General features: G+C 60.8%; 17 protein-coding genes. 10 read left to right on the top strand and 7 right to left on the bottom strand.

Annotation, left to right across the window (positions count from 1 at the left end; all coding sequences use genetic code 11):
- Nucleotides 1–89: 89 nt before the first annotated feature.
- From ACQ3C8_RS05155 to ACQ3C8_RS05135, 5 genes are read right to left on the bottom strand one after another with little or no spacing between them, the layout of a single operon-like run.
- On the bottom strand, nt 90–1,124 hold the full coding sequence (locus ACQ3C8_RS05155) for a response regulator (RefSeq protein WP_009521327.1): 1,035 nt from the start codon (nt 1,122–1,124) through the stop codon (nt 90–92).
- A 15-nt stretch (nt 1,125–1,139) separates the two neighbouring features.
- Nucleotides 1,140–2,105 (bottom strand): response regulator, encoded by a 966-nt coding sequence (locus ACQ3C8_RS05150; protein WP_428852702.1) that lies wholly within the window; start codon nt 2,103–2,105, stop codon nt 1,140–1,142.
- Nucleotides 2,106–2,135: 30 nt separating this feature from the next.
- Entirely contained in the window at nt 2,136–3,242 is a 1,107-nt protein-coding gene (locus tag ACQ3C8_RS05145) for a hybrid sensor histidine kinase/response regulator (RefSeq protein ID WP_428852701.1), read from the bottom strand.
- A complete protein-coding gene (locus ACQ3C8_RS05140; protein ID WP_428853034.1) occupies nt 3,235–4,569 on the bottom strand; it encodes a sensor histidine kinase in 1,335 nt (444 codons plus the stop codon). The genes ACQ3C8_RS05145 and ACQ3C8_RS05140 overlap by 8 nt, the downstream gene beginning before the upstream one ends.
- Nucleotides 4,570–4,588: 19 nt before the next feature.
- Nucleotides 4,589–5,986, bottom strand: coding sequence for a class I SAM-dependent methyltransferase (locus ACQ3C8_RS05135; protein WP_428852700.1), 1,398 nt, complete (start codon nt 5,984–5,986; stop codon nt 4,589–4,591).
- Nucleotides 5,987–6,499: 513 nt separating this feature from the next.
- On the opposite strand from ACQ3C8_RS05135, the gene ACQ3C8_RS05130 reads away from it, so the two are divergent.
- Together ACQ3C8_RS05130 and ACQ3C8_RS05125 are read left to right on the top strand one after the other, a co-directional pair.
- Complete coding sequence (locus ACQ3C8_RS05130) at nt 6,500–7,201, top strand: hypothetical protein (RefSeq protein WP_428852699.1); 702 nt, start codon at nt 6,500–6,502, stop codon at nt 7,199–7,201.
- 60 nt (nt 7,202–7,261) lie between these two features.
- Nucleotides 7,262–7,792: a PAAR domain-containing protein gene (locus ACQ3C8_RS05125; RefSeq protein WP_428852698.1), complete on the top strand. Its 531-nt coding sequence runs from the start codon at nt 7,262–7,264 to the stop codon at nt 7,790–7,792.
- Nucleotides 7,793–7,910: 118 nt separating this feature from the next.
- Here ACQ3C8_RS05125 and metE read toward each other — a convergent pair whose 3' ends face one another.
- Nucleotides 7,911–10,262, bottom strand: coding sequence for a 5-methyltetrahydropteroyltriglutamate--homocysteine S-methyltransferase (gene metE / locus ACQ3C8_RS05120; protein WP_428852697.1), 2,352 nt, complete (start codon nt 10,260–10,262; stop codon nt 7,911–7,913).
- Between the two features lie 108 nt (nt 10,263–10,370).
- Here metE and ACQ3C8_RS05115 point away from each other — a divergent pair, with 108 nt between their 5' ends.
- A complete protein-coding gene (locus ACQ3C8_RS05115) occupies nt 10,371–11,279 on the top strand; it encodes a LysR family transcriptional regulator (protein WP_428852696.1) in 909 nt (302 codons plus the stop codon).
- Between the two features lie 36 nt (nt 11,280–11,315).
- Here ACQ3C8_RS05115 and ACQ3C8_RS05110 read toward each other — a convergent pair whose 3' ends face one another.
- The gene (locus tag ACQ3C8_RS05110; protein ID WP_428852695.1) at nt 11,316–13,652 is read right to left on the bottom strand and encodes an ankyrin repeat domain-containing protein; all 2,337 of its coding nucleotides are present in this window, start codon (nt 13,650–13,652) and stop codon (nt 11,316–11,318) included.
- A 361-nt stretch (nt 13,653–14,013) separates the two neighbouring features.
- Between ACQ3C8_RS05110 and ACQ3C8_RS05105 the strand changes: the two genes are divergently transcribed.
- From ACQ3C8_RS05105 to ACQ3C8_RS05075, 7 genes are all read left to right on the top strand, one after another.
- Complete coding sequence (locus ACQ3C8_RS05105) at nt 14,014–15,087, top strand: NAD(P)H-dependent flavin oxidoreductase (RefSeq protein ID WP_428852694.1); 1,074 nt, start codon at nt 14,014–14,016, stop codon at nt 15,085–15,087.
- A 376-nt stretch (nt 15,088–15,463) separates the two neighbouring features.
- Nucleotides 15,464–16,639, top strand: coding sequence for a branched-chain amino acid ABC transporter substrate-binding protein (locus ACQ3C8_RS05100; protein ID WP_009521337.1), 1,176 nt, complete (start codon nt 15,464–15,466; stop codon nt 16,637–16,639).
- 60 nt (nt 16,640–16,699) lie between these two features.
- Nucleotides 16,700–17,629, top strand: coding sequence for a branched-chain amino acid ABC transporter permease (locus ACQ3C8_RS05095; protein ID WP_009521338.1), 930 nt, complete (start codon nt 16,700–16,702; stop codon nt 17,627–17,629).
- Between the two features lie 34 nt (nt 17,630–17,663).
- Entirely contained in the window at nt 17,664–18,794 is a 1,131-nt protein-coding gene (locus ACQ3C8_RS05090) for a branched-chain amino acid ABC transporter permease (RefSeq protein ID WP_009521339.1), read from the top strand.
- The gene (locus ACQ3C8_RS05085; protein WP_009521340.1) at nt 18,791–19,579 is read left to right on the top strand and encodes an ABC transporter ATP-binding protein; all 789 of its coding nucleotides are present in this window, start codon (nt 18,791–18,793) and stop codon (nt 19,577–19,579) included. The genes ACQ3C8_RS05090 and ACQ3C8_RS05085 overlap by 4 nt, the downstream gene beginning before the upstream one ends.
- Entirely contained in the window at nt 19,576–20,283 is a 708-nt protein-coding gene (locus tag ACQ3C8_RS05080) for an ABC transporter ATP-binding protein (protein ID WP_009521341.1), read from the top strand. The genes ACQ3C8_RS05085 and ACQ3C8_RS05080 overlap by 4 nt, the downstream gene beginning before the upstream one ends.
- Nucleotides 20,284–20,319: 36 nt before the next feature.
- Entirely contained in the window at nt 20,320–21,609 is a 1,290-nt protein-coding gene (locus ACQ3C8_RS05075) for an amidase (RefSeq protein WP_009521342.1), read from the top strand.
- Nucleotides 21,610–21,618: the final 9 nt, after the last annotated feature.

Here is a 21,618-nt window from a genome sequence, read left to right as displayed (position 1 = left end):
GCCGCAATCCCACCGCACGACAGGGATGGCAGGAACAAGGGGGATGTCGGCGACAACAGTGACATCCGCCCGGTATCAGGCGGATGCATCTACACCGAACCGACCGGATGCATCGGATCACGGTCGATCATGAAACGCTGGAAATCGTAGACTTGTGGCGGCAACGACTCCCTCGGCAGGCTGAAAAGCGCGTAGTAATAGGTATCGCGCCCTGTGAATGTACTGGCCGGCAGGCAATACGGCTCCCAGTCATAACATGCAGGCACGTACATGCCGTTACCGGGCCAGAAGAACGGCACCACCCGCAGATCCTGCAAGGCATGTACCAGGCAATCCGGCGCATCGAACATGGCAGCCGCCTCGCAATGCGCCAGCAAACCCGCCTCCGTCTCGATCACCATCAGTGTCGCCTCCCCCCTGGCAGTCAGTAGCAGGAAGCCGCCGGGATTCGGATACAGGCAGTATTCGACAAAGCCATAGCGCGCCATCAGTTGTGCCAGCACGCCCATCGTTGCCGGCTCGGACAAGAATGGAAAGGAATGCTGGCCGAGAATTTCGCGCACAGTTCCGGACAGCGCACGAAAATACGACTCCTGCAGGTCCGCGACGCAACCCGCTAGCTTGTCCAGCGCATCTGGATCACCCTTCTTGATGTACCGGTCGATCATCCTGTTGTTGAAACCGCCGACGGCCACGCCTTCATCCGCCGTACCTGTCAGCAGGATCCGGCGGCACGAAAGATCGGCAATCTCCGCACAGAACTCCAGCCCGCTCATTTCCGGCATGGAAAAATCCACGGCAACGACCGCCGGATGCAGGAAACGGTCAGCGCAGCCAGTCTGGCGATGGATCCATGCCAGATCCATCTCCACCACACGCCGCTCCATGGACAGCGATGCATCGTCATAGTGCACGGTGATCGCCGGCTCGTTGCGCTGGCACAGCACCGTGCGCGCCCGCAGCCACGCAATGGCCTTGTGCGGGTCGTTGAACGTCACGATCGGCTGCTCGATCGGCATGCCAAACTTGATGCTTTCGCAGTATGAACGGCAGTCGTCCACGATCACCAGCACGCTCGGATGGTAGAACACCGGCGGAAGTCGATCAGCATTCGGCATGACCATGAGCCGCTCCACGCATCAAAAAAGCTCGATCCAGGCCGCGAGATTGCCGGCCTGCGCGGCATGGCGCTCGCGCAGCAACCGGCATTGCATGGCGCCACCCTCGACAGCGGTCTGCAGCGTCACCCCATGTGCCGCGAGCCACAGCAAAAATGCCAGCCAGCCGGCCGCCTGCGGTCGTACCGGCGTCTGCGGCCCGCCCTCCAGGAACTCGGTTAGCAGCGTCGCATCATGGATGGTCACAACGTCGCCCGCAGGCATGGAAACGGCATCACCAAGCAGCGCCTGCAGGCGGGCCAGCGGATGGCCTTCGGCAAATGCCACGCCTTGCAGTGTTTGCAGCGCCGCACGGGTTGCCTGCCCGAAGCCGCCCGAACGCTCTGCCTCCAGCGCAATCAGATCGGTGTAATCGAGCACGTTCCAGTCCAGCTCCACATCGCGCAAGCCAACCGCGGCGGCCGTGGAGAAATAGACCCCCATGGCGTCGAAGGTTTCTGTCATGCCGGCCATCATGCCAATGGAACGCACTGCGCCAATCCGGCTCAGCAGCATATGGCGATGATTGATGCCGATCTTCTCGCGCAGCAGTTCATCGCGCTCCCCCAGCAACGTCGCCAGGTCCAACGCCTGCATGATCTCCAGCCGCAGGCCGCGCACATCCCACGGCTTGCGGATGTAGCGATGGATCTGGCCGAGGTTGATGGCCTCGACCGTGTCGTCGAGTTCGGAATACGCCGTCGTCAGGATACGCACGATATGCGGAAAGCGCTCCGCGGCGTGCGACAGCAACACATTGCCGTATTCACCAGGCATGCGCTGATCCGACACCAACACCTTGAGCGTCTCACCATGGGCCTCGAGAAGCGCACGCCCTTCCGACACCGAGCCGGCGACCAGCACAGGCGCGATAGCGCCGATGACGCGCTCGAAATACTTGACGGCAGTTGGCTCGTCGTCGACGAAGAGAATCGTCGGACTCGTCATCGTCGAACTCGTATTGGCCTCACTCATTGTTCATTTCCCGTAACTGATATCGTTGGGTGGAAAACACAGGACAACTTGCGTCCCCGCGCCAGGCCGCGCAGCAATTTCGATGCCGCCAAAGAACGACTGCATGATCCGCTTGCAGAAAATCATGCCCATGCCCTTGTGGCCCTGGCCGGATGCCGTCGTCACCGGTGTATCGAACAGCTGGTCGAGCACGTCCGGCGTCATGCCTGGACCGTTGTCCTCGATCACGATGCGCGGCACGTCGAATACCTCGATGCGGAACATGATGCGCATGTCCGCCCTGCCTTCCAGCGCGCGCAAGGCATTGCCCAGCAGTGAGGACAGCACCAGCGATGCACACACCGGCGACCCGGAGATATCGAAGTCCTGCACCACCACCGAAGACACGCCGGCACGCTGCGCCGGGGTCATCGGATAGGTATCGAGCAGGGACGTCACGACCGTGCTCGCCGGCAACGACGCCCGGCTGGCGGATGCCATGCCGGCCGCGCGCACTGAATCAATGAACGCCGTCAGCAGCGAAATGCAGTAGCGCGCGCTGTGCTCCACGCGGTCAGCCGCATGCAGCACCGCCGCGCAATCCGGTGCGCGCAACCGCCCACCTTCCATGCGCGTCTTGATGCCGCGCGCGCTCGCCACCGCCGACAGCAGCGGCGTGTTCATTTCATGCGCCAGGAACGACAATCCCTCATCCATGGCCATCAACCGCTGGCGCTTGTTCTTGCGCAACTGCGCCGCCTCGAGCGCCTTGCGCAACTGCGTGCGCAGGTTATCGGTATTCGCCGGCTTCTCCACGATACGGAAAACATCGACCGAATTGATCGTGTTCATCAGCATCACCTTGTCGGCATAGGCGCTGAGGATCATGCACACAATCTGCGGGGCACAGATCTGCACCTCCGCCAGCAACTGCCCGCCATCCTTGCCCGGCATGCGGAAATCGGTCAGCAACACATCGGGCGGCGGTCCGTTACGGATGGTTTCCAGTGCCCCTTCGGCATCCTCCGCCAACACCACATTGAACTCGTCGCCGAACAGGCGCGCGAAATACTTGCGCGCCTGCTCCTCGTCATCCACATACAACACCGTCCCCAGCGCCTTATCAGCCATGATCTTCTCCACTCGGCAGATCGAAGGACATCCGCGTCCACGCCCCTTCCTCGCTCTCCGCCACCAGCCGGCCACCGTGGTTCTCGATGACGGAGTAACTGATGCTGAGTCCCAGCCCAAGCCCCTTGCCGACATCGCGGGTCGTGAAAAACGGCTCGAAAATCCGCTCCAGGTTATGGGGCGCAATACCCCGCCCGTTATCGCACACCGAAACATGCAGACGCCCGTTGGCCCAGCGGGACTTCACCTCGATCAGGGGATCCGCATGCCCCTTTGAAACAAGCGCGAGGGCGGCGTTGGTCAACAGGTTGATCAACACGCCGATGATCAGCGCCTCATCGCCGCGCACCAGGCCATTCGGATCGAGATCCGTCGTCACGCGAACAGGCCGCAACTCATGGCTCGACAAACGCCGCGCCGAGTCGAGCGCCTTGTCGAAATAGAACGGCACGTCCATGCCTTCGGTGGGACCGCGATACGCGAAGGTCTTCAGGTCGGACACAATCTGCTGCACCCGCCGCATCCCGGTCTGCGCATCCAGCAGGCATTCCTTCAGGCTGCTGCTCCGCGCGATCAATGGATCCTCGAGCCCGACCTCGACCGCCATGAGGCAGAAATTGACCGGGTTGTTGACCTCATGCAACAGGCCGGCCGAGAGCGTGCCCAAGGCCGCCATTTTTTCTTGTTGGAGGAGTTGGCCTTTGATTTCGAGGAGATTGCGATTCACAGACTGCAGTTCAATGACTTTCCCAGCCAATGCGGCTTTCAGTCGAAACAGGCGCACCCCAACCCATTCTTTAAAAATAGTTCCGAAAATTCCTACTGAAGTAACCATCAATATAAATATCGATTGAATATAAAACCCTTGATGCAGATAAAATGTCGATTCATTCACCGCACAAGCAACAACATAAACACAGAATGAAGCAACTCCAAAAAGCATGCTTTTCATGACTCCGTATGGCAATATTATCGAGGCCGCAAAAATAGCCAGCGTCATTCCTGCCCAATAAAGAGATCTCCAACCTTCTGTCATAGCAATCATGATCGCGATCATTACTTGTGGAATGAGCAACCAGATCATTCCTACGACGGCGATATTCGGTGCTCCCCACTCACTTTTCGAGACGAAATACATCATTACTATCAGAGCACTAGCAAGCACGCGTAGAATAAAAAAAATCGCTATATTTTCCGGGTAAAGCACCAAATCAAGAGAGATGCCGGCCAGCACCATGACAACAGCAATTCCTGTAGCGAACTGATTGAGGCTTACCATAAATTCCCTCATGTGGGCTTCATATTCAGCCTTCTGAGGTAAATCCATCGACAGCACGTGTACATTTTTAGCGATATCTAACCTCAGCCTCAGCAAAGACATTAACTCCCGTGTTGTCCACATAGGTTTTAATAACTTGCATATCTGTTTGGAGGCTAACACGCTCCATATCCTCTTCATCACGATATATAAGGAACCACTCGAGCACATGCTCCATAACAAAGTACCTTTCAGGATTCTTGCTATGGACATTCGTAAAAAGGACATTACCACCCGGAACCGATTGAGATGAAAAAAAAGCAAGCAATCGATTACAGACTTTATCTGAAAGATAATCAAATAATCCTGCACAATAGACTGCATCAAATGCCTCTTCGGAGGGTACTTTTACATTACGCTTAATCAGATCATGTACAGACTGATGCACATACTTGATGTCAACTTCAAGCCCTCGATCCTTGATTACGGCATCAATCTTTTTTTCCGTATGGCTCAGCGTTTCCGCATTAAAATCAACCAGTTTGAACTCAAGCATCTCTGGGCGCTCAAATTCCCGACAGAATCTTTGTATCTCCGCAGCGGGACCGCATCCCACGTTCAGAATCTTTCTTTTTCGCCCACTGGCTATCGCCTCTCTACCCTGCTTTACTAGAAAGTCAAAAAGTATAGTTACTCTATTTCTATGAGCCTGCGCCAAATACCCGCTCAGGAAGCAAGCATTTATGATTTGAAAATAAGTATTTGGGCCTTTGCGCTTCTCTCCTAGTATTTGGTTTACCATTTCATAGTCGCCCGCATATCCAAGCGGCTTGGTTAGTGTTCTATGAACAAATGGTGACCTTAAGAGCAGAGGATGTAATGCATTTTGCGCATAGGCGCGATGAGCAGCAGACAACTCAGGTTCAACTTTTTCAGAAATAACCCCAAGGTCATGCATGTAGGAGCGTATTCTTAAGAGAATGGGTTCAGCTAGCTCGGAAAATGCATCATCATCAAGACGATTACCTTTTTCTGGCAAATCAGCAGTGAGATCAAGCTGAGCAACCCACCTCGAAACCTCAGTCAGAAATGTCCTTAGCTCATTAACAGCAAATTGGTAACTTTCTGCTATCTTTGATCGATCATCCCAATCCTTGATAAAGATCTGAGCTTCATTTCTAAATGATCCCGAATCAGTCGGGAGTGTAGACAACTCTCTCCACTCATCGGTAAGAGCAACTGACACGACAGCAGTTAACCCGGTCGAAACCATGCTAGTAACCACTGCACGGCCATGATAGACATCCGCGGTCCCAGCCTTTACCTTTAGATCACTTAATATCTCGCTCACCTGAACAATTGAGTACGGATTGTATATCTCCATTACCAGGATGCGGCGTTGCAGATTAGTGATAGTTCCGCGTACAAGCTCGCCTTGTGAGTTTCGAAAACTAACGACTGGAGCGATCTGTTTCTTTGAATGCACCATAAATCTACCGATGTTGGTGTGGGCGAGGCACTCTCTTTAACTTCAGCACAAAGCCTAGCGTGAAGATTTAAATATCGCCAGTCCAAATGGCGACCAGACACACTATTCAACATTCATACGTCAACATTTTCTGAACCACTTAAGTTTTGTTTAACTCCTTGGCCCGCGAAGCGGAATTGTTTTCGTATTGCACAGCAATTTTTCGTATATTTGCACTGAGCTCTATGTTGCAAACAACATTGACAATGCCAACCGACATTCCGGTACATACTCAAAACACATAAGCAACAGTTTTCAACCGGCACGCCGGACTGCACTGCAACACGATATTTAACAAGGATTAACACTTATACCGAGATTTCCCTTCTATTAATTCACAGAAGGTTTACCCACTATCTAACAACGACGCCGATATTCATCGACATGCGAAAGGAGAGCACCGTGCACCGGCACAGACCGTCCTCGCGGCCATGCGGGCATGTTTTACATACGCGGCCGCATCTGCATCTGGTGGTGGACGATCCGTCCCCGGTCGGCACGGAGCGTGGCGCCGTGCCCCGGTTCGATCAGGTGCGCGCCCGCCATGGGGTCATCGGGCCCGCGCCGGTGATGTACCTGTCGCCATTCGATGCCTGGCTCGACGCGACGCTGGCGAGTCGTTCCGGCATGCGCTACACCGTCTGCGTGGCACGCGAATACGATCCACGGGAGAGCATCGTGACCCACGGCGGGCGATTGCTGGTCAGCCTGCACTGTGCATGGGCGGCATGTGACGGGAAATTGCTGTCTGGCCATGTGTCGTTGACCGGGCTGCGACATGTGCAGGTGCTGGAGGTGTCGCACGACCGGATGTCGGCCATCGACCTAGTGGTGGATCGGACAGTGCTGGAGACAATTGAGCGGCTGCACGAGCATGCCGGCTTGTTCGCCTTTCGTGATACGTATCGCATGGTGTCCGCATGGAGCACTGCAGAACGGCAGCAGGCATTGTCCGTAGCGCTGCGAAAGCTCCCAAGCAGCGCACTACCGGGGAGCACAATCAATGAGGCGGCGCTGTACGACCCCGAGGCCTGCGCATGGCATTTCGTGCCGGTCGGTCTCTTTTTGAACGGTGAAGACAGCCGCGAGGATGGCAATGGATATCGCGACCACGGTAGTCGAGCAGGCGACAACGAAAGCGACCGTGGCAGCGACCACAGCGAAAACACATGAATCAGCCGTTACGGTCCCGCGCTGCGGGCCATTCTTTGTGTATAAACAAGGGGAGACACAATGACCACCTATCGACATCTGCTGCGCAGCGGTGACTCCACCAGCACCAACGGCATCCTCATCGCGTCGGGAGACCTGATCCGTGGAGACGTGCGTGTGGCCGTGGAGGGCGACTATGCAACGTGCCCCGCGTGCGATGGCGGTGGCGTGGTATTCAATACCTGCACGCCAACGTTTCGCCAGCGCGGCCGGCGTGTGCTGGTGCATGGTGCGTATGTGAACTGCCGGTGCGAGGCCAAGCCCATCGTGCTGGCCTCGCGCGGTAGCCTGGGAATCGAGGTGCAGATCCCGGAGATCGAGATTCCCTACGGGCAGCATCCGAGCGATATGGAGCTGATGGCAGCGATGCAGGCGCTATGTGTGGAGGCGCGACGCGTGCGGGAGTGGCGCACCGCCGGCTACCCCGGTGCAGCCGAGAACGATGCCCTGGATGGGCGTCTCGATACTGACCTGGGCGCGGCCTGCCGGTCAGCACGCGATGGCCTGATGCGGATCAAGGCAGTCGCGCTGGAAATTGGCGATCGGAACTGAGCTCCGCTACGGCGGGGGCTCAAGCGACAACAACAGCCCCCAGGCTGCTGTTGTCACTCTCCCGCCCTGCGCTATTCCTCCCAGAGCCAGGCCCAGTCAGCAGGCGGGAGGCGATTTCTTACGCGGTGGCCTGACGGGCGGCATCGCTTGCCCGCAAGGTCCGGGCCGCCGCAACCATATTCATCAGCGCCGGCCGCACCTCCGCCCACTGCCGCGTCTTCAGCCCGCAATCCGGATTCACCCACAGGCGTTCGGCAGGAATACGCTGTGCAGCCTTGCGCATCAGCGTTTCGATGTGAGCCTGCGTCGGAATGTTCGGTGAGTGGATGTCATAGACACCCGGTCCGATTTCATTGGGGTAGCTGAAGCTGTCGAAGGCATCGAGCAGCTCCATGTCAGAACGCGAGGTTTCGATGGTGATGACATCGGCATCCATCTCCGCAATGGAAGCGATGATGTCGTTGAACTCCGAGTAGCACATATGGGTGTGGATCTGCGTCTCATCCTGCACGCCATTGGCGGCGATCCGGAACGATTCCACCGCCCAGTCGAGATACGACTGCCACTGGGCGCGCCGCAGCGGTAGGCCTTCGCGCAACGCGGCTTCGTCGATCTGGATCACGCGCACGCCGGCACGCTCCAGGTCGAGCACTTCCTCGCGGATGGCGAGGGCAAGCTGGTAGCACGAGACCGCGCGCGGCTGGTCGTCGCGGACAAATGACCAATTGAGGATCGTCACCGGCCCGGTGAGCATGCCCTTCATGGGCTTGTCGGTAAGAGATTGCGCGTAGCGGATCCATTCGACCGTCATGGCCCTGGGCCGGCTGATGTCGCCGAACAGGATGGGCGGTTTGACGCAACGCGAGCCGTAGGACTGCACCCAGCCGTACTGGCTGAAGGCATAGCCGTCGAGCTGCTCGCCGAAGTATTCGACCATATCGTTGCGTTCCGCTTCGCCGTGGACCAGGACATCGAGCCCGAGCGCTTCCTGCTCGCACACGCTGCGCGCAATCTCGGCCTGCATGGCGGCGCGATAGGCGTCTGCGCCGATCTCGCCGCGCCTGAACTGGCTGCGTGCCTGCCGAATCTCGCCAGTCTGCGGAAAAGACCCGATGGTCGTGGTTGGAAAAGCCGGCAGGCGCAGACGCTCGGCCTGCCGCGCCGCGCGTACGGGATACGGCTGCCGGCGCTGTCCAAGCGTCGGGGTAATTCGGGCCAGCGCAGCTTGCACGGCGGGATTGTGGACCTTGGGCGAACCTCGGCGGGCGTCGATGGCGGCGCGGTTGGCGGCCAGCGTCTGCTGTACGGCGGCGCGCCCCAGGCGCAAGGCCGTTGCCAGGATGTAGAGTTCATCAAGCTTCTGCACTGCAAACGCCAGCCACGCGCAGATATCCGCATCGAGCGCCTGCTCGCTGGCGAGATCGACCGGTACATGCAGGAGCGAACACGACGGTGCAATCCACAGCCGGTCGCCGAGGCGCTGCGCCACGGGCTCGAGCCAGTCGAGCACTGCATCGAGCTCAGTCTTCCAGATATTGCGACCGTTGATCACACCAAGCGACAGGATGCGGTCGGCAGGCAAGCGGGCCAGCACGCTGTCGATCTCGTCGCGCGCGTTGATGGCATCGAGATGCAGGCCTTGCACCGGCAATTCGCAGACCAGCGGCAGGTTATCCTGCAACTGGCCGAAGTACGTGGTCAGCAGCAGATTGACCTTGCCTGTATCAAGCGCGGCATAGGCATCACGGTAGGCCTGCTGCCAGGCCGGCGACAGTTCGGTGACCAGCAGCGGCTCGTCGATCTGCACCCACTGCGCCCCGGCATCGGCCAGCGCGGCCAGCAGTTCTGTGTACACCGGCAAGAGTCGCGGCAGCAGCTCGAGCTTGTCGGAATCGTCCTTAGCCTTGCCAAGCGCGAGGTAGGTCACCGGGCCGATGATTACCGGCTTGCCGCGCACACCCGTGTGGCGCGCCTCTGCAAGCTGATCGAGCAGTCGCGTGGCATCAAGCCGGAAAGTGGTATCAGCCACGAACTCGGGCACGATGTAGTGGTAGTTGGTATCGAACCACTTCGTCATCTCGCCAGCAGCCACGTCCTGGTCCGTGCCGTCATGCGCGCCTGCGCCACGGTCGGCACCGCAGCAGGCGGCGTGGTCCTCCGTGGTTCGCGCCGAGCGGCCACGGGCGACGCGAAACATGTTGTCGAGCGCATCGCCCTGGAAATCCCGCACGCGCGCCGGCAGGTTGCCAAGCGTAAAGCTCATGTCAAGCACATGATCGTAAAAGGAGAAATCACCAACCGGCGCAAAATCGAGTCCGACCTGTTGCTGCCAGTGCCGCGCCCGCAGTTCCGCGCCGCGCGCGAGCAGTTCGCTGCGCGGCGACTCGCCCTTCCAGTACGACTCGAGGGCAAACTTCAACTCGCGCTGTGCGCCAATGCGCGGAAAACCCAGATTGTGTGTGATGGCCATGATGCGGTGCTTCCCCAGAATGAATCGATGACCCGATCGTAATCAAGGCAAATCATGAAGTAAAATGGTCTTATTTCACCAATCGATTAATTTTCTTCATACATCGTCATGCTGGAAAGAATGCACCTTGCCATCGTCCGGGAAGTCGACCGCCAAGGTTCGCTGACGGCGGCCGCACGCGTGTTGTGCCTGACGCAATCAGCGCTCAGCCACACCATGCGCAAACTGGAACAGCAGCTGGAGACCGAAATCTGGCTGCGCGAGGGCCGCAGCCTGCGACTGACGCAGGCCGGTCAGTACCTGCTGGCGGTGGCCAACCGCGTGCTGCCGCAGCTGGCCCTGGCCGAGGAGCGCATCGGCCAGTACGCGCAAGGGGAACGCGGCGCGCTCCGCATTGGCATGGAGTGCCATCCGTGCTACCAGTGGCTGCTGAAGATCGTGTCGCCATACCTCGCCGCGTGGCCGGACGTGGATGTGGACGTCAAGCAGAAATTCCAGTTCGGCGGCATCGGCGCGCTGTTCGGCTACGAGATCGACCTGCTGGTCACGCCCGATCCGCTGCTCAAGCCAGGGCTGCATTTCGAGCCAGTGTTCGATTATGAGCAGGTACTGCTGGTGGGCACCGCTCACCGGCTGGCGGGCGTGGCGTATGCCAAGCCGGCCGACCTGGCCGACGAAGTGCTGATCACCTATCCGGTGGCCATTGACCGGCTGGACATCTACACGCAGTTCCTGATGCCAGCGGGCATCATGCCGCGCCGGCACAAGACCATCGAGACAACCGACATCATGGTGCAGATGGTGGCGAGCGAACGCGGCGTGGCCGCGCTACCGCGCTGGCTGGCGGCAGAATACGCGGAACGTATGCCGGTCACGGCGGTGCGGCTCGGCAAGCAGGGTATCGCCAAGCAGATTTTTCTGGGCGCGCGCGAGGGCGAGCTGCGGATCGATTATCTGCGGGCGTTTATCGAGCTGGCGCGTGGGGGGAAAATTTGGGGGCCTGCGCCACCCATTTAAGCGGATGCCACCTCGCCCCGCCCGCTGCACGGCGTGTCAGTCGCGCCTGTCGTCCGACCGTTCCCGCCGGGCGATCTTGTTTGGCGGATACTTCAGCACCTCGAGCATGCGTTTCACGTTAGGTGGCATCACCGGATTCGCGTGTGCTTGCCATGCGGCATCTGCATCGGTGGCAATACTCATGGCGCTTTCCCCGTCGTAACTCAAGATCGATGTGTCCGCGCCTTTCTCCAACAGCATGCCTACCACTTCTACATGGCCCCCTTCTACGGCCAGATGTAGCGCGGTATCTCCGTACTTGTCGCGCTTATTAATATTCTCCATTCTACTCAGTAGCAGTCGTACAACCTCCCCATGTCCCCGAAAGCTTGCGTCATGCAGTGGCGTCCCACCCCATTTATCTATGACGTAGACGCCCGCTCCCTCCGTGAGCAGCTCCTTCACAATCTCAACATGCCCCGCCCTACTTGCAAAATGGAGTGGCGTGCTGCGACATTTAGTAAGGGCATGAATGTTGGCTCCCGCCCGAATCAAAATGCGGACGGCATCCACCAATCCGGCACTGCATGCATGGTGAAGTATCGTAAGACCCTTAGTACCGAACGCAGTATCCGCGCTCGCGCCAGCAACGAGCAGCGCCTCTGCCATTTCTATATGTCCGCTTGTAATGGCAAGCTCAAGAGCTGTTACACCAGCTGCTGTTTCCTGATTGGCATCGGCCCCCGCATCAAGCAATGCCTTCACGATTTCCGCATGTCCACAACGAACAGCCGCCACAAGGGCCGATAACCCGTCAGACGTTTTTTGATTGACATCCGCGCCCGCGTCAAGCAGTTTCCTCACGACGTCCGCATGCCCATGAATGAAGGCCGCAAGAAGGGGGGTGAGACCATTGGCGTGGCCTGGATCGACTTCCGCTCCGGCATCCAGCAGCACCGTCACCACACCTCCACGCCCAAAAGCACTCGCCATATGAAGAGGTGTGCCACCCATCCCGGTTACGCGATTGGGGTCCGCTCCAGCCCAAAGCAGTGCCCATACCATCTCCTCATTCCCTTTGCGGGCTGCCCGATAAAGCGGTGTAAAGCCATTGTGATCTACCCGATCGGGGTCTGCTCCGGCATCGAGCAACGCTTGTGCCGCGGCGATATTCCCGGCCTTGCACGCGTGGTTAAGTGCTGTTGTGCCATCCTCACGTTTCGCCGCTTTCGTCCTGAAGCGAACAAGATCCGCCACAAGATCCTGCTGTCCTTGCTCGGCAGCCCTAACCACTGCCGTAAGGCACGCCTTGTCTGCCGCATCGGCACAAGCATTTGCCGCCAGAAATACCCGGGCCACATTCATATGCCCGTTGTCGAGCGCCAGATCGAGCGCCGTCATGTTGCCGTCATTCATCCGATGGATATCGGCCCCCGCTTTGCGTCCCGCATCAAGCAGGATTTCCACGGTTTCAGCATGCCCCTGGGACGCAGCCTCATGGAGGGCTGTCCAGCCATCTACAGCATGATGCAGATTCGCCCCGTTATCGAGCAGCACACGTACGGCATCCGTTTTGCCGCAATAGCTGGCTTTACCAAGAGCATTGAATCCTTTGCTGTTCTGTCGATTGACGTCCGCATGGCGGACGAGCAGCTCTTTCACGACATCGAGCTGGCCTCTCTCGGCAGCGTCGCAGAGCGGCGTGTTCCCTTTCTTGTCAGCCAGGTCGACATCCATGCCGGCATCGAGCAGCCGGCGGACCAGACCCACCATGCCTCTGCGAGCCGCTGTATGGAGCAAGGAATTGCCCTGCCGGTCGGCTTGCCTGAGATCCCGTTTGGCATCGAGCAAGATATCAACCACCCTCTCGTGCCCTTTCAAGATCGCCTCATGCAGCGCCGTCCGGCCGATGCGGTCTACCCGGCCGGTCTCCGCCCCGGCATTGCACAGCATGGCAACGATCTTCTCGCGCCCGCTCTTGCTGGCCGCCCACAGGGGGGTATGACGATTCTTATTGGCATGATCGGGATCCGCTTTCGCGTCGAGCAATGCCTTGACGATATCCTCATGTCCCGCTCCACACGCCAGGTAGAGCGCTGTTCGGCCATGCACGTCGCCCTGCTCCAAGTCGGCACCATCTGCAATCAATTTCTGCACCGAGGCGAGGTCGCCGGCGATGCTGGCGATATGCAAGGCGGTGAAATGATTTTTCTCGCGACCAGCCAACGCTTTGGCCAGGAGTGCCGCATTTACCGTGGCAATACCCGTGACAGGCCGTGGCGAAATCCGGCCTGCCGTGGGCGGGCTTTTGGGCGCCTGCGCCACAGGCTGCCCCGACGCAACAGTTTCAGGCAATGGCAGAGCGATACGCTCGGGGGAGGAATGAATACGCATGGCAAGCCTACGATGGAGAAAGGTTGCAGAAGGTTTTCAGAATGAATCATAGGGGCTGGCCTCATGGATGACTGAAAACAAAAGCAAGCTTGGACTGGCGCATCTGTTCCCGTACACTTTTTGCGCGACGGGATCCCGATACCGTGTCGCGATGCGGACACATCCGCCACCAATAGCCAGTAGCGAAGGTAGAGCTGACCGGGTGCCAGCCGCCATCCCGCATCGCCGCGACATACGACTTCCATTGCTCGCGTTGCCCGTCACCCCGGATGCAGAACGCAGTAAACTGGAACGTACCGCGTTTCGCCTCGCGCCCGTCCATCCACCAGTCCGCGACTGGCTGCCTACCGTGAGATCTGCCATGACATCCTGGCCCGATACCCGCATCCAGCACCTGCTCGGCATCGAGCTTCCCATCCTGCAGGCGCCCATGGCCGGCGCGGCGTTCGAGGACATGGCCATTGCCGTGTCGCAGGCCGGCGGCCTGGGTGCGCTGGCGTGTGCCATGCTCAGCCCGGCACAGATCGAGGCGGCGGTCGGCCGTTTCCGTGCGGCCACGGACAAGCCCCTCAACCTGAATTTTTTCTGCCACCAGCCGCCAGCGAACGATCCGGCCCGCGAGGCCGGCTGGCGGCAACGGCTGTCGCCATACTTTGCCGAATTCGACATCGACCCGCAGGCCGTGGCGCCGGCGCCCAGCCGTGCGCCATTCGATGCTGCGACCTGTGCGCTGGTGGAAGCATTGCGCCCGGAAGTGGTGAGTTTCCATTTCGGGCTGCCCGAGCCCGGCCTGCTCGCCCGCGTCAAGGCCACGGGGGCGCGCGTGCTGTCGTCCGCGACGACCGTAGAAGAAGCGCGCTGGCTCGAAGCGGCGGGCTGCGATGCCATCATCGCGCAGGGCGCGGAGGCCGGCGGGCATCGCGGCATGTTCCTCAACGATCATGTGTATGCGCAGGTTGGCACGTTCGCACTGGTGCCGCAGGTGGCGGATGCGGTGCGAGTGCCGGTGATTGCCGCGGGCGGCATTGCCGATGGCCGGACGGTGGCTGCAGCCTTCACGCTCGGAGCAGCTGCGGTCCAGGTGGGCACGGCCTACCTGCTGTGCCCCGAAGCGCGCATTTCCGCACCGCACCGTGCGGCCTTGCTGGAAACGCGGGCACAGGAAACCGCCCTCACCAACATCTTTTCAGGACGTCCGGCCCGTGGCATCGTCAATCGCGTGATGCGCGAACTCGGACCACTGTCCGCCGTGGCGCCGGCCTTCCCGCTGGCCGGCGGTGCACTCGCGCCGCTGCGCGCGAAGACGGAGCCGACAGGCTCCGGGGACTTCATGTCATTATGGTCCGGTCAGTCGGCGGCCCTCGCCCGCCCGATGCCGGCCGGTGACCTTACCCGCCAGCTGGCCGCAGACGCACTGGCACGGATGGCCGGCTAGTTCCGGCGTCGTTGCCCTCGACGCCGCACCATCACCGGGCGCTTTCCGCACCAGAATGAAGCAGATCCGCCTGGCCTGTGGGCCGGCGACGGGGGCAATCACACTTTCTGCGATTTCCTTCCTCTCAGGCATTCAGGCATCCGGCCTGATGTCAGAACCCGCCAAAATCCCAGCAGTTCAGCCCAGTTTCACGGCAGAAACACCCATTTGAAATCCCCCTTCACACTCAGGGTTTTCGTGGATCCACGCCATCCCGGAACGCTGGCATGCTTGCTGCTCAAGAAATTCAAGTAACTTGAATGACATGCACTATCATTGCACGCTAATTCAAGAGGCTTGAATCTCTAATTCTTTGTTCACTTCGAAGGGGAAAAAAGTGCAGAAAAAACATACCGTGCTCGCGGCCGCGATGCTGTGCGCCTCCGCCAGTCTGTTGATGGTCAGCGCACCCGTGGCCGCCAAGGATGTCGTCAAGATCGCGTTTGTCGGCCCGCTCACTGGCGGCGTGTCGGCCATCGGTCTGGGTGGACGCAATTCGGCCGACCTGGCCGTGCGCCTGCGCAATGCCGATCCCAAGTCGAAGTACACCTATCAGTTGGTAACCCAGGATGACGAGTGCCGCCCGAACGTGGGCGTGCAGGTGGCCACCAAGGTCGCGGCCGACCGCAGCATCGTCGCGGGCGTAACGCACTTCTGCTCCGCCGTGGCCATGGGCACGGTCGGCGTCTACAACCGTTTCGGCATGCCGGCCGTGGTGTGGGGTGCAGTGCTGCCCGAAATCACCTATGCCAACAACTTCAAGGAAATCCATCGCGTCAACGGCACGATGATCAACCAGAGCGAAGTGGCAGCCAAGTTCGTCACCGGACTCGGCTACAAGAAGTGGGCGATCATCCACGACACCACCGACTACGGCAAGGGCCACAACAAGTACTTCAGCGAATACCTGAAGAAGAACGGCGGCACCATCGTCGGCACCTTCGGCGTCACCGCCGACCAGCAGGACTTCACCACCGAACTGACGAAGATCCGCGAGATGAAGCCGGACGTGATCTACTTCGGCGGCCTCACCCCGCTCGGCGTGCGCATCCGCACACAAATGGAAAAACTGGGCATCAAGGCACAGTTCGAAGGGACCTCGGGCATCATGTCCGACGCCTATATCCAGGGTGTGGGCAAGGACATCGCCGAAGGCTCGCTGGCCTTCCTGGAAGGCGCGCCGTGGGAAAAACTGCCGGGCGGCCTGTTCTTCTCGGGCAAGTACCAGCAGCAGAAATACAGCGAGCCGCCTGAAGCCTACGGCCCGTTCGCCTTTGCCGCGACCAACCTGATCATCGACGCCGTCGAGAAGGTCGGTCCGGACCGCAAGAAGGTGCGTGACGTGCTGAACGCCACCAAGGATGCCGACACCATCATCGGCAAGGTCACCTTCGACGATCATCGCCAGAACATCGTGCCGCTCGTTACCAAGTACGTGGTCGACAACGGCAAGTGGGTGATCTGGGAAGACAGCGCCTACGCCAAGGGCAAAAAGAAGCTGGCCGGTCTGTGATGACGCTGCCGCGGACGGTTGGCGGTGCTCCGGCCGCCCGCGGCACGACAGGGGAAATCAATGAGTGAATTGGGGCAATACATTTTCAACGGCCTGATGCTCGGCATGATCTATGCAATGGTCGCCGTTGGCTTCACGCTGTTCTTTGGCGTATTGGACGTGATCAAGTTCTCGCATGGCGATGTGCTGATGGTGGGCGCGTTCGCCGGCCTGGCTGCATCCATCGGCGTCGTCGGCCTCGGCATCGAATCGCCGTGGATCCAGCTGGCGGCCGTGGTGATCTGCGCCATCTGCGTAACCGGCCTGCTCGGCGCGGGCATCGCCAGGTTCCTGATCCTGCCGCTGCGCAAGGCGCCGCCGCTGAATACGCTGCTCGCCACGCTGATGCTCGGCACCGTCATCCGCGAGGCCGTGCGCCTGTTTTATCCGGACGGATCGAACCCGAAGCCGTTTCCGCGCCTGCTGCCGACCGACGTCATCGAATTCGGCAGCTTTGCCGTGCGCATGGACAACCTGATCCTGCTCGCCGCCGGCGTGGCCGTGATCGTCGGCGTCCATCTGCTCATCACCCGCACGCGCCTGGGCATGGCGATCCGCGCCGTGGCGCAGGATGGTGAAACCGCGCGGCTGATGGGCATCAACTTCGAAGCCGTGGTGCTGCTCACCTTCGCCCTCGGTTCCGCCATGGCGGCGCTGGCCGGCGTGATGAACGGGCTGTACTACAACGAAATCAACTTCAACGTCGGCCTGCTGCTGGGCGTGATCGGTTTCGCTGCGGCGATTCTCGGCGGCCTCGGCAACATCTATGGCGCGATCATCGGCGGCTTCCTGTTCGCCGCGCTGCAGGTGCTCGGCAGCGCCGCCCTGCCGGCCATCATCCCCAACATCCCCAGCGCCTACAAGGACGTGTTCGCATTTGCCGTGGTCATCGTGCTGATGGCCTGGAAGCCGACCGGCCTGATCGCCGAAAAATCCAGTGAGCGGGTATAACACCATGACCAGTACAACAACGCGCAAACCAGCCATGGTCCTGGCGCTCGCCAGTATCGCCCTGACCGTGTACATGTGGCTGTTCCTGCATGCCGAAACGCAGATCGGTGTGGCCGTGCTGCTCGCCGTGGCGGCCCTCGCCACGGTGGTGTCGAGCAAGGCCGGCCTCATCCGCAAGGTCGAAGCCGCCGGCGCGAGCCGCCCCGGTCTCGCCAGCCTGTGGGCGGCCGGCGCCACGCTCGCGCTGATCGCCCTGTTCTACGACCAGCACTTCGTGCTGCTGATGATCTGTGCCGTGCTGCTGTACACCACGGCCTGCCTTGGCCTAACGCTGCAGTTCGGCTTCTCCGGCGTGGCCAACTTTGCGGGCGCGGCTTTCTTCGGCATCGGCTCCTACGCCACCGCCGTGCTGGCCACGCACACCGCCATCCCGCATCTGCTGATCGTGGTGATTTCCGGCCTGCTCGCCGCCGTCATCGGCTCGGTGCTGATCACCCCGGTGCTGCGTACCCGCGGCCACTATGCGGCGCTCGTCACCATCGCCTTCGGCATCCTGTTCAAGACCTTCATCGAGGTGAATGACGTGCTCGGCGGCCCGCAGGGCCTGCAGGTTCCCGGCATGACGTTGTTCGGCTACTCGCTCAACGATGGTTTCAGCGTGTTCGGGCATGAGGCTTCGTTCTATGTCAGCTACGCGCTGCTGAGCCTCGTGGTCTGCGGCGGCATCTTCCTCGTTGTCAAGGCGCTGGAACGCTCGTGGGTCGGCCTGAGCATGGACGTGGTGCGTACCGACGAAACCGCAGCCGCGACCTTCGGCCTGCATATCGCACGCTGGAAAGTCATCGCCTTCATGATGGGCAACTTCTTTGCCGGCATTGCCGGCAGCGTGTACGGCATGATCACCGGCTTTGTCGCACCCAATAACTTCACCTTTGCCGATTCGCTGCTGATGCTGTCCATCGTCATCCTCGGCGGCCTGGGCAATGCCGTGGGCCTGATCCCGGCCGCCATCATCGTGCTGGTGCTGCCGGAAAAACTGCAGTTCATCCAGGAATACCGCTTCCTGTTCTACGCGGCGCTGGTGATCGTCATCCTGCTGTTCCGTCCGGATGGCCTGCTGCCGCGCAAGACGCGCCTGTTCTTTAGCCGGGAGACCTCGCGATGAGCCAGACAAAAACACTGGTCGAAGTCAAAGACCTGACCATGCGCTTCGGGGGCCTGACGGCGCTCGACAATCTCAACATGTCGATCCATGAAGGCGAAGTGCTCGGCCTGCTGGGCCCGAACGGCTCGGGCAAGACCACCTTCTTCAACGTGCTGACCGGCCTGTACAAGGCTAGCAGCGGGAGCATCGTCTACAAGGGTGAAGAAGTCATCGGCAAGTCGCCGCAGCAGATCTACCGCAGCGGTGTGGCGCGCACCTTCCAGCGTTCGCGCCTGTCGCTGCCGCTGACCGTGTTCGACAACATCGTCATCGGCGACTACCAGCACATGCAGCACGGGCTGATCTTCAACCTGTTCCGCCGCAAAGCCTTCCGCGCGGAATACGACGCCTACGTGGAAAAGGTCCGGGACCTACTGAACATCTTCAGCCCGCCACTGGTGGAACGCATGTTCGAGCCGGTGGAAACCTTCACCATGATCGACCGCCGCCGCATCGAGGTGTGCCGCGCTCTGCTGAGCCGCCCGCGCCTGCTGCTGCTCGACGAGCCCTCCGCCGGCATGACGCACGACGAAACGCACGCGCTGATGGGCGACATCCTCGACGTGCGCAGCAAGCTCGACAACCTGACCGTGGTGCTGATCGAGCACGAGATGAACGTGATCGAACGGATCACCGACCGCTGCGTGGTGCTGAATTACGGCAAGAAGATTGCCGAAGGAACCTATGCGGAAATCACGTCCGACCCGAACGTGCAGACCGCCTATCTTGGAGAGGAAGCAGCATGAGCGCGCTGACTGTAAAAGGCCTGACCACCGGCTACGACAAGGTGAACGTGCTGCACGATGTGTCCATCGAAGTCGCGCCCGGCAAGATCACCTGTATCCTCGGCGCCAATGGCGCCGGCAAGAGCACGCTGATCCGCGCCATCCTCGGCCTCACGCCGCCGCGCCAGGGGCAGATCCTGTGGGACGGCCGCGATCTCGCCGGCGAGAAGACGCATAAGATCATCGCCAGCGGGATCTCGTGCATTCCGGAAGGCCGCAAGATCTTTCCGCGCATGACGGTCGCGGAAAACCTGGCGCTAGGCGCCTTTCTCGAAACCAACGCGAGCCTCGTACGCGAGCGGCTCGCCAAGGTCTACGAGATCTTCCCGCGCCTAAAGGAACGCGCCACGCAGCTGGCCGGCACGATGTCGGGCGGCGAGCAGGCCATGGTTTCCATCGGCCGTGGCCTGATGGCCGAGCCCAAGCTGCTGGTAATCGACGAGCCCTCGCTGGGCCTGTCGCCGCTGTATGTGAAGGAAAACTTCAACGTCATCAAGCAGATCAATGCGCTCGGCATCACCGTGCTGCTGGTCGAGCAGAATGCCCGGCAAACGCTGGCGATCTCGCACTACGGCTATGTGCTATCGCAAGGCCGGGTGATGGCGGAAGGCACGGCCGAGGCGCTGGCGCGCAACGACGAAGTGCGCGCTGCGTACTTTGGCTAGCCTTTTCCGCGCATGACATCAGCACACGGAGATCCTATGAACGATTGCCTCGAATGGTCTGCCCGCGAACTTGCGACCCGCATGGCGCGGCGCGAGTTGCATGCTGAAACGGTGGTGCAGGCGCTGGCCGAGCGGATTGCGGCCAGCGAGCCTGCCGTACAGGCATGGCAGCATTTCGATGCCGCGCAGGCGCTGGCCCAGGCCCGCGCGCTCGACGCCAGTCCGGCGCGCGGTGTGCTGCAAGGCCTGCCGATCGGCGTGAAAGACCTGATGGATACGCACGACATGCCGACCACCTATGGCTCGCCCATCTACGCCGGCTATCGCCCGGCCGTGGATGCAGCCTGCGTGGCGGCAGCGCGTGCCGCCGGGGCCATCGTCATGGGCAAAACCGTGACGACCGAGTTCGCCACCTTCCAGCCCGGCCCCACGCGCAACCCGCGCGCACCCGCTGGTGCGCCGCGCACGCCGGGCGGCTCGTCGAGCGGCTCGGCAGCCGCCGTCGCGGCCGGCATGGTGCCGGTAGCATTCGGCACACAGACCGCCGGCTCCATCGTCCGCCCGGCAGCCTATTGCGGCATCGTCGGCTACAAGCCGACGCATGGCACACTGCCGCTGGCCGGCGTGAAGTCGCTAGCCCCCAGCCTTGACACCATCGGCGCACTTGCCCGCACGGTTGACGACGCTGCCTTCTTCATCGGCGCGCTCGCCCGCCTGCCGCTCGATGCCGCGCCGGCTGCCCGGCTGCGTGTGGGCATCTGCCATACGCCCCACTGGGCGCGCGCCAGCGACGACAGCCGTCGGGCGTTGGTCGATGCGGCACGCGCTTTCGAACGCCACGGCGCAAGCATCGTTGATGTCACCCTGCCCGCTGCCTGCAATGGCCTCAATGACGCACAGATCGACATCATGGGCTATGAGGCCGCAGCCGCCTTTGCCCCCGAACTGCAGACGTCCGCCAGCCAGTTCAGTCCGGCCTTTGCCGCCGTGCTGGCTGCCGGCCAGCAAATCGACGGCCTGCGCTACTTCAACGCACGTATGCTCGCCAACCGCATGCGCGGCGCCGTCGATGCGCTGTTCGCCGATGTCGACGTGATCCTCGCCCCAAGCACCGAGGGCGAGGCGCCGGCCGGCCTTGCAGCCACCGGCGACCCGGTGTTCAACCGCATGTGGTCGCTGCTCGGCAACCCCTGCGTCCATCTTCCGGTCGGAACCGGCGCACACGACATGCCCGTCGGCGTCACGCTGGTCGGCCCGTCTTACCAGGATGCCCAGGTCATCGCCGCCGCGCGTGCGCTTGAGCGCAGCCTCGCATCACACTCATAGGAAGCGCAA

The sequence above is a fragment of the Imbroritus primus genome (genome assembly GCF_964332355.1).
Classification (GTDB): domain Bacteria; phylum Pseudomonadota; class Gammaproteobacteria; order Burkholderiales; family Burkholderiaceae; genus Imbroritus; species Imbroritus primus.
The sequence above is the reverse complement of the archived record's forward strand: the minus strand, read 5'-3'. Positions and strand labels throughout refer to the sequence as shown.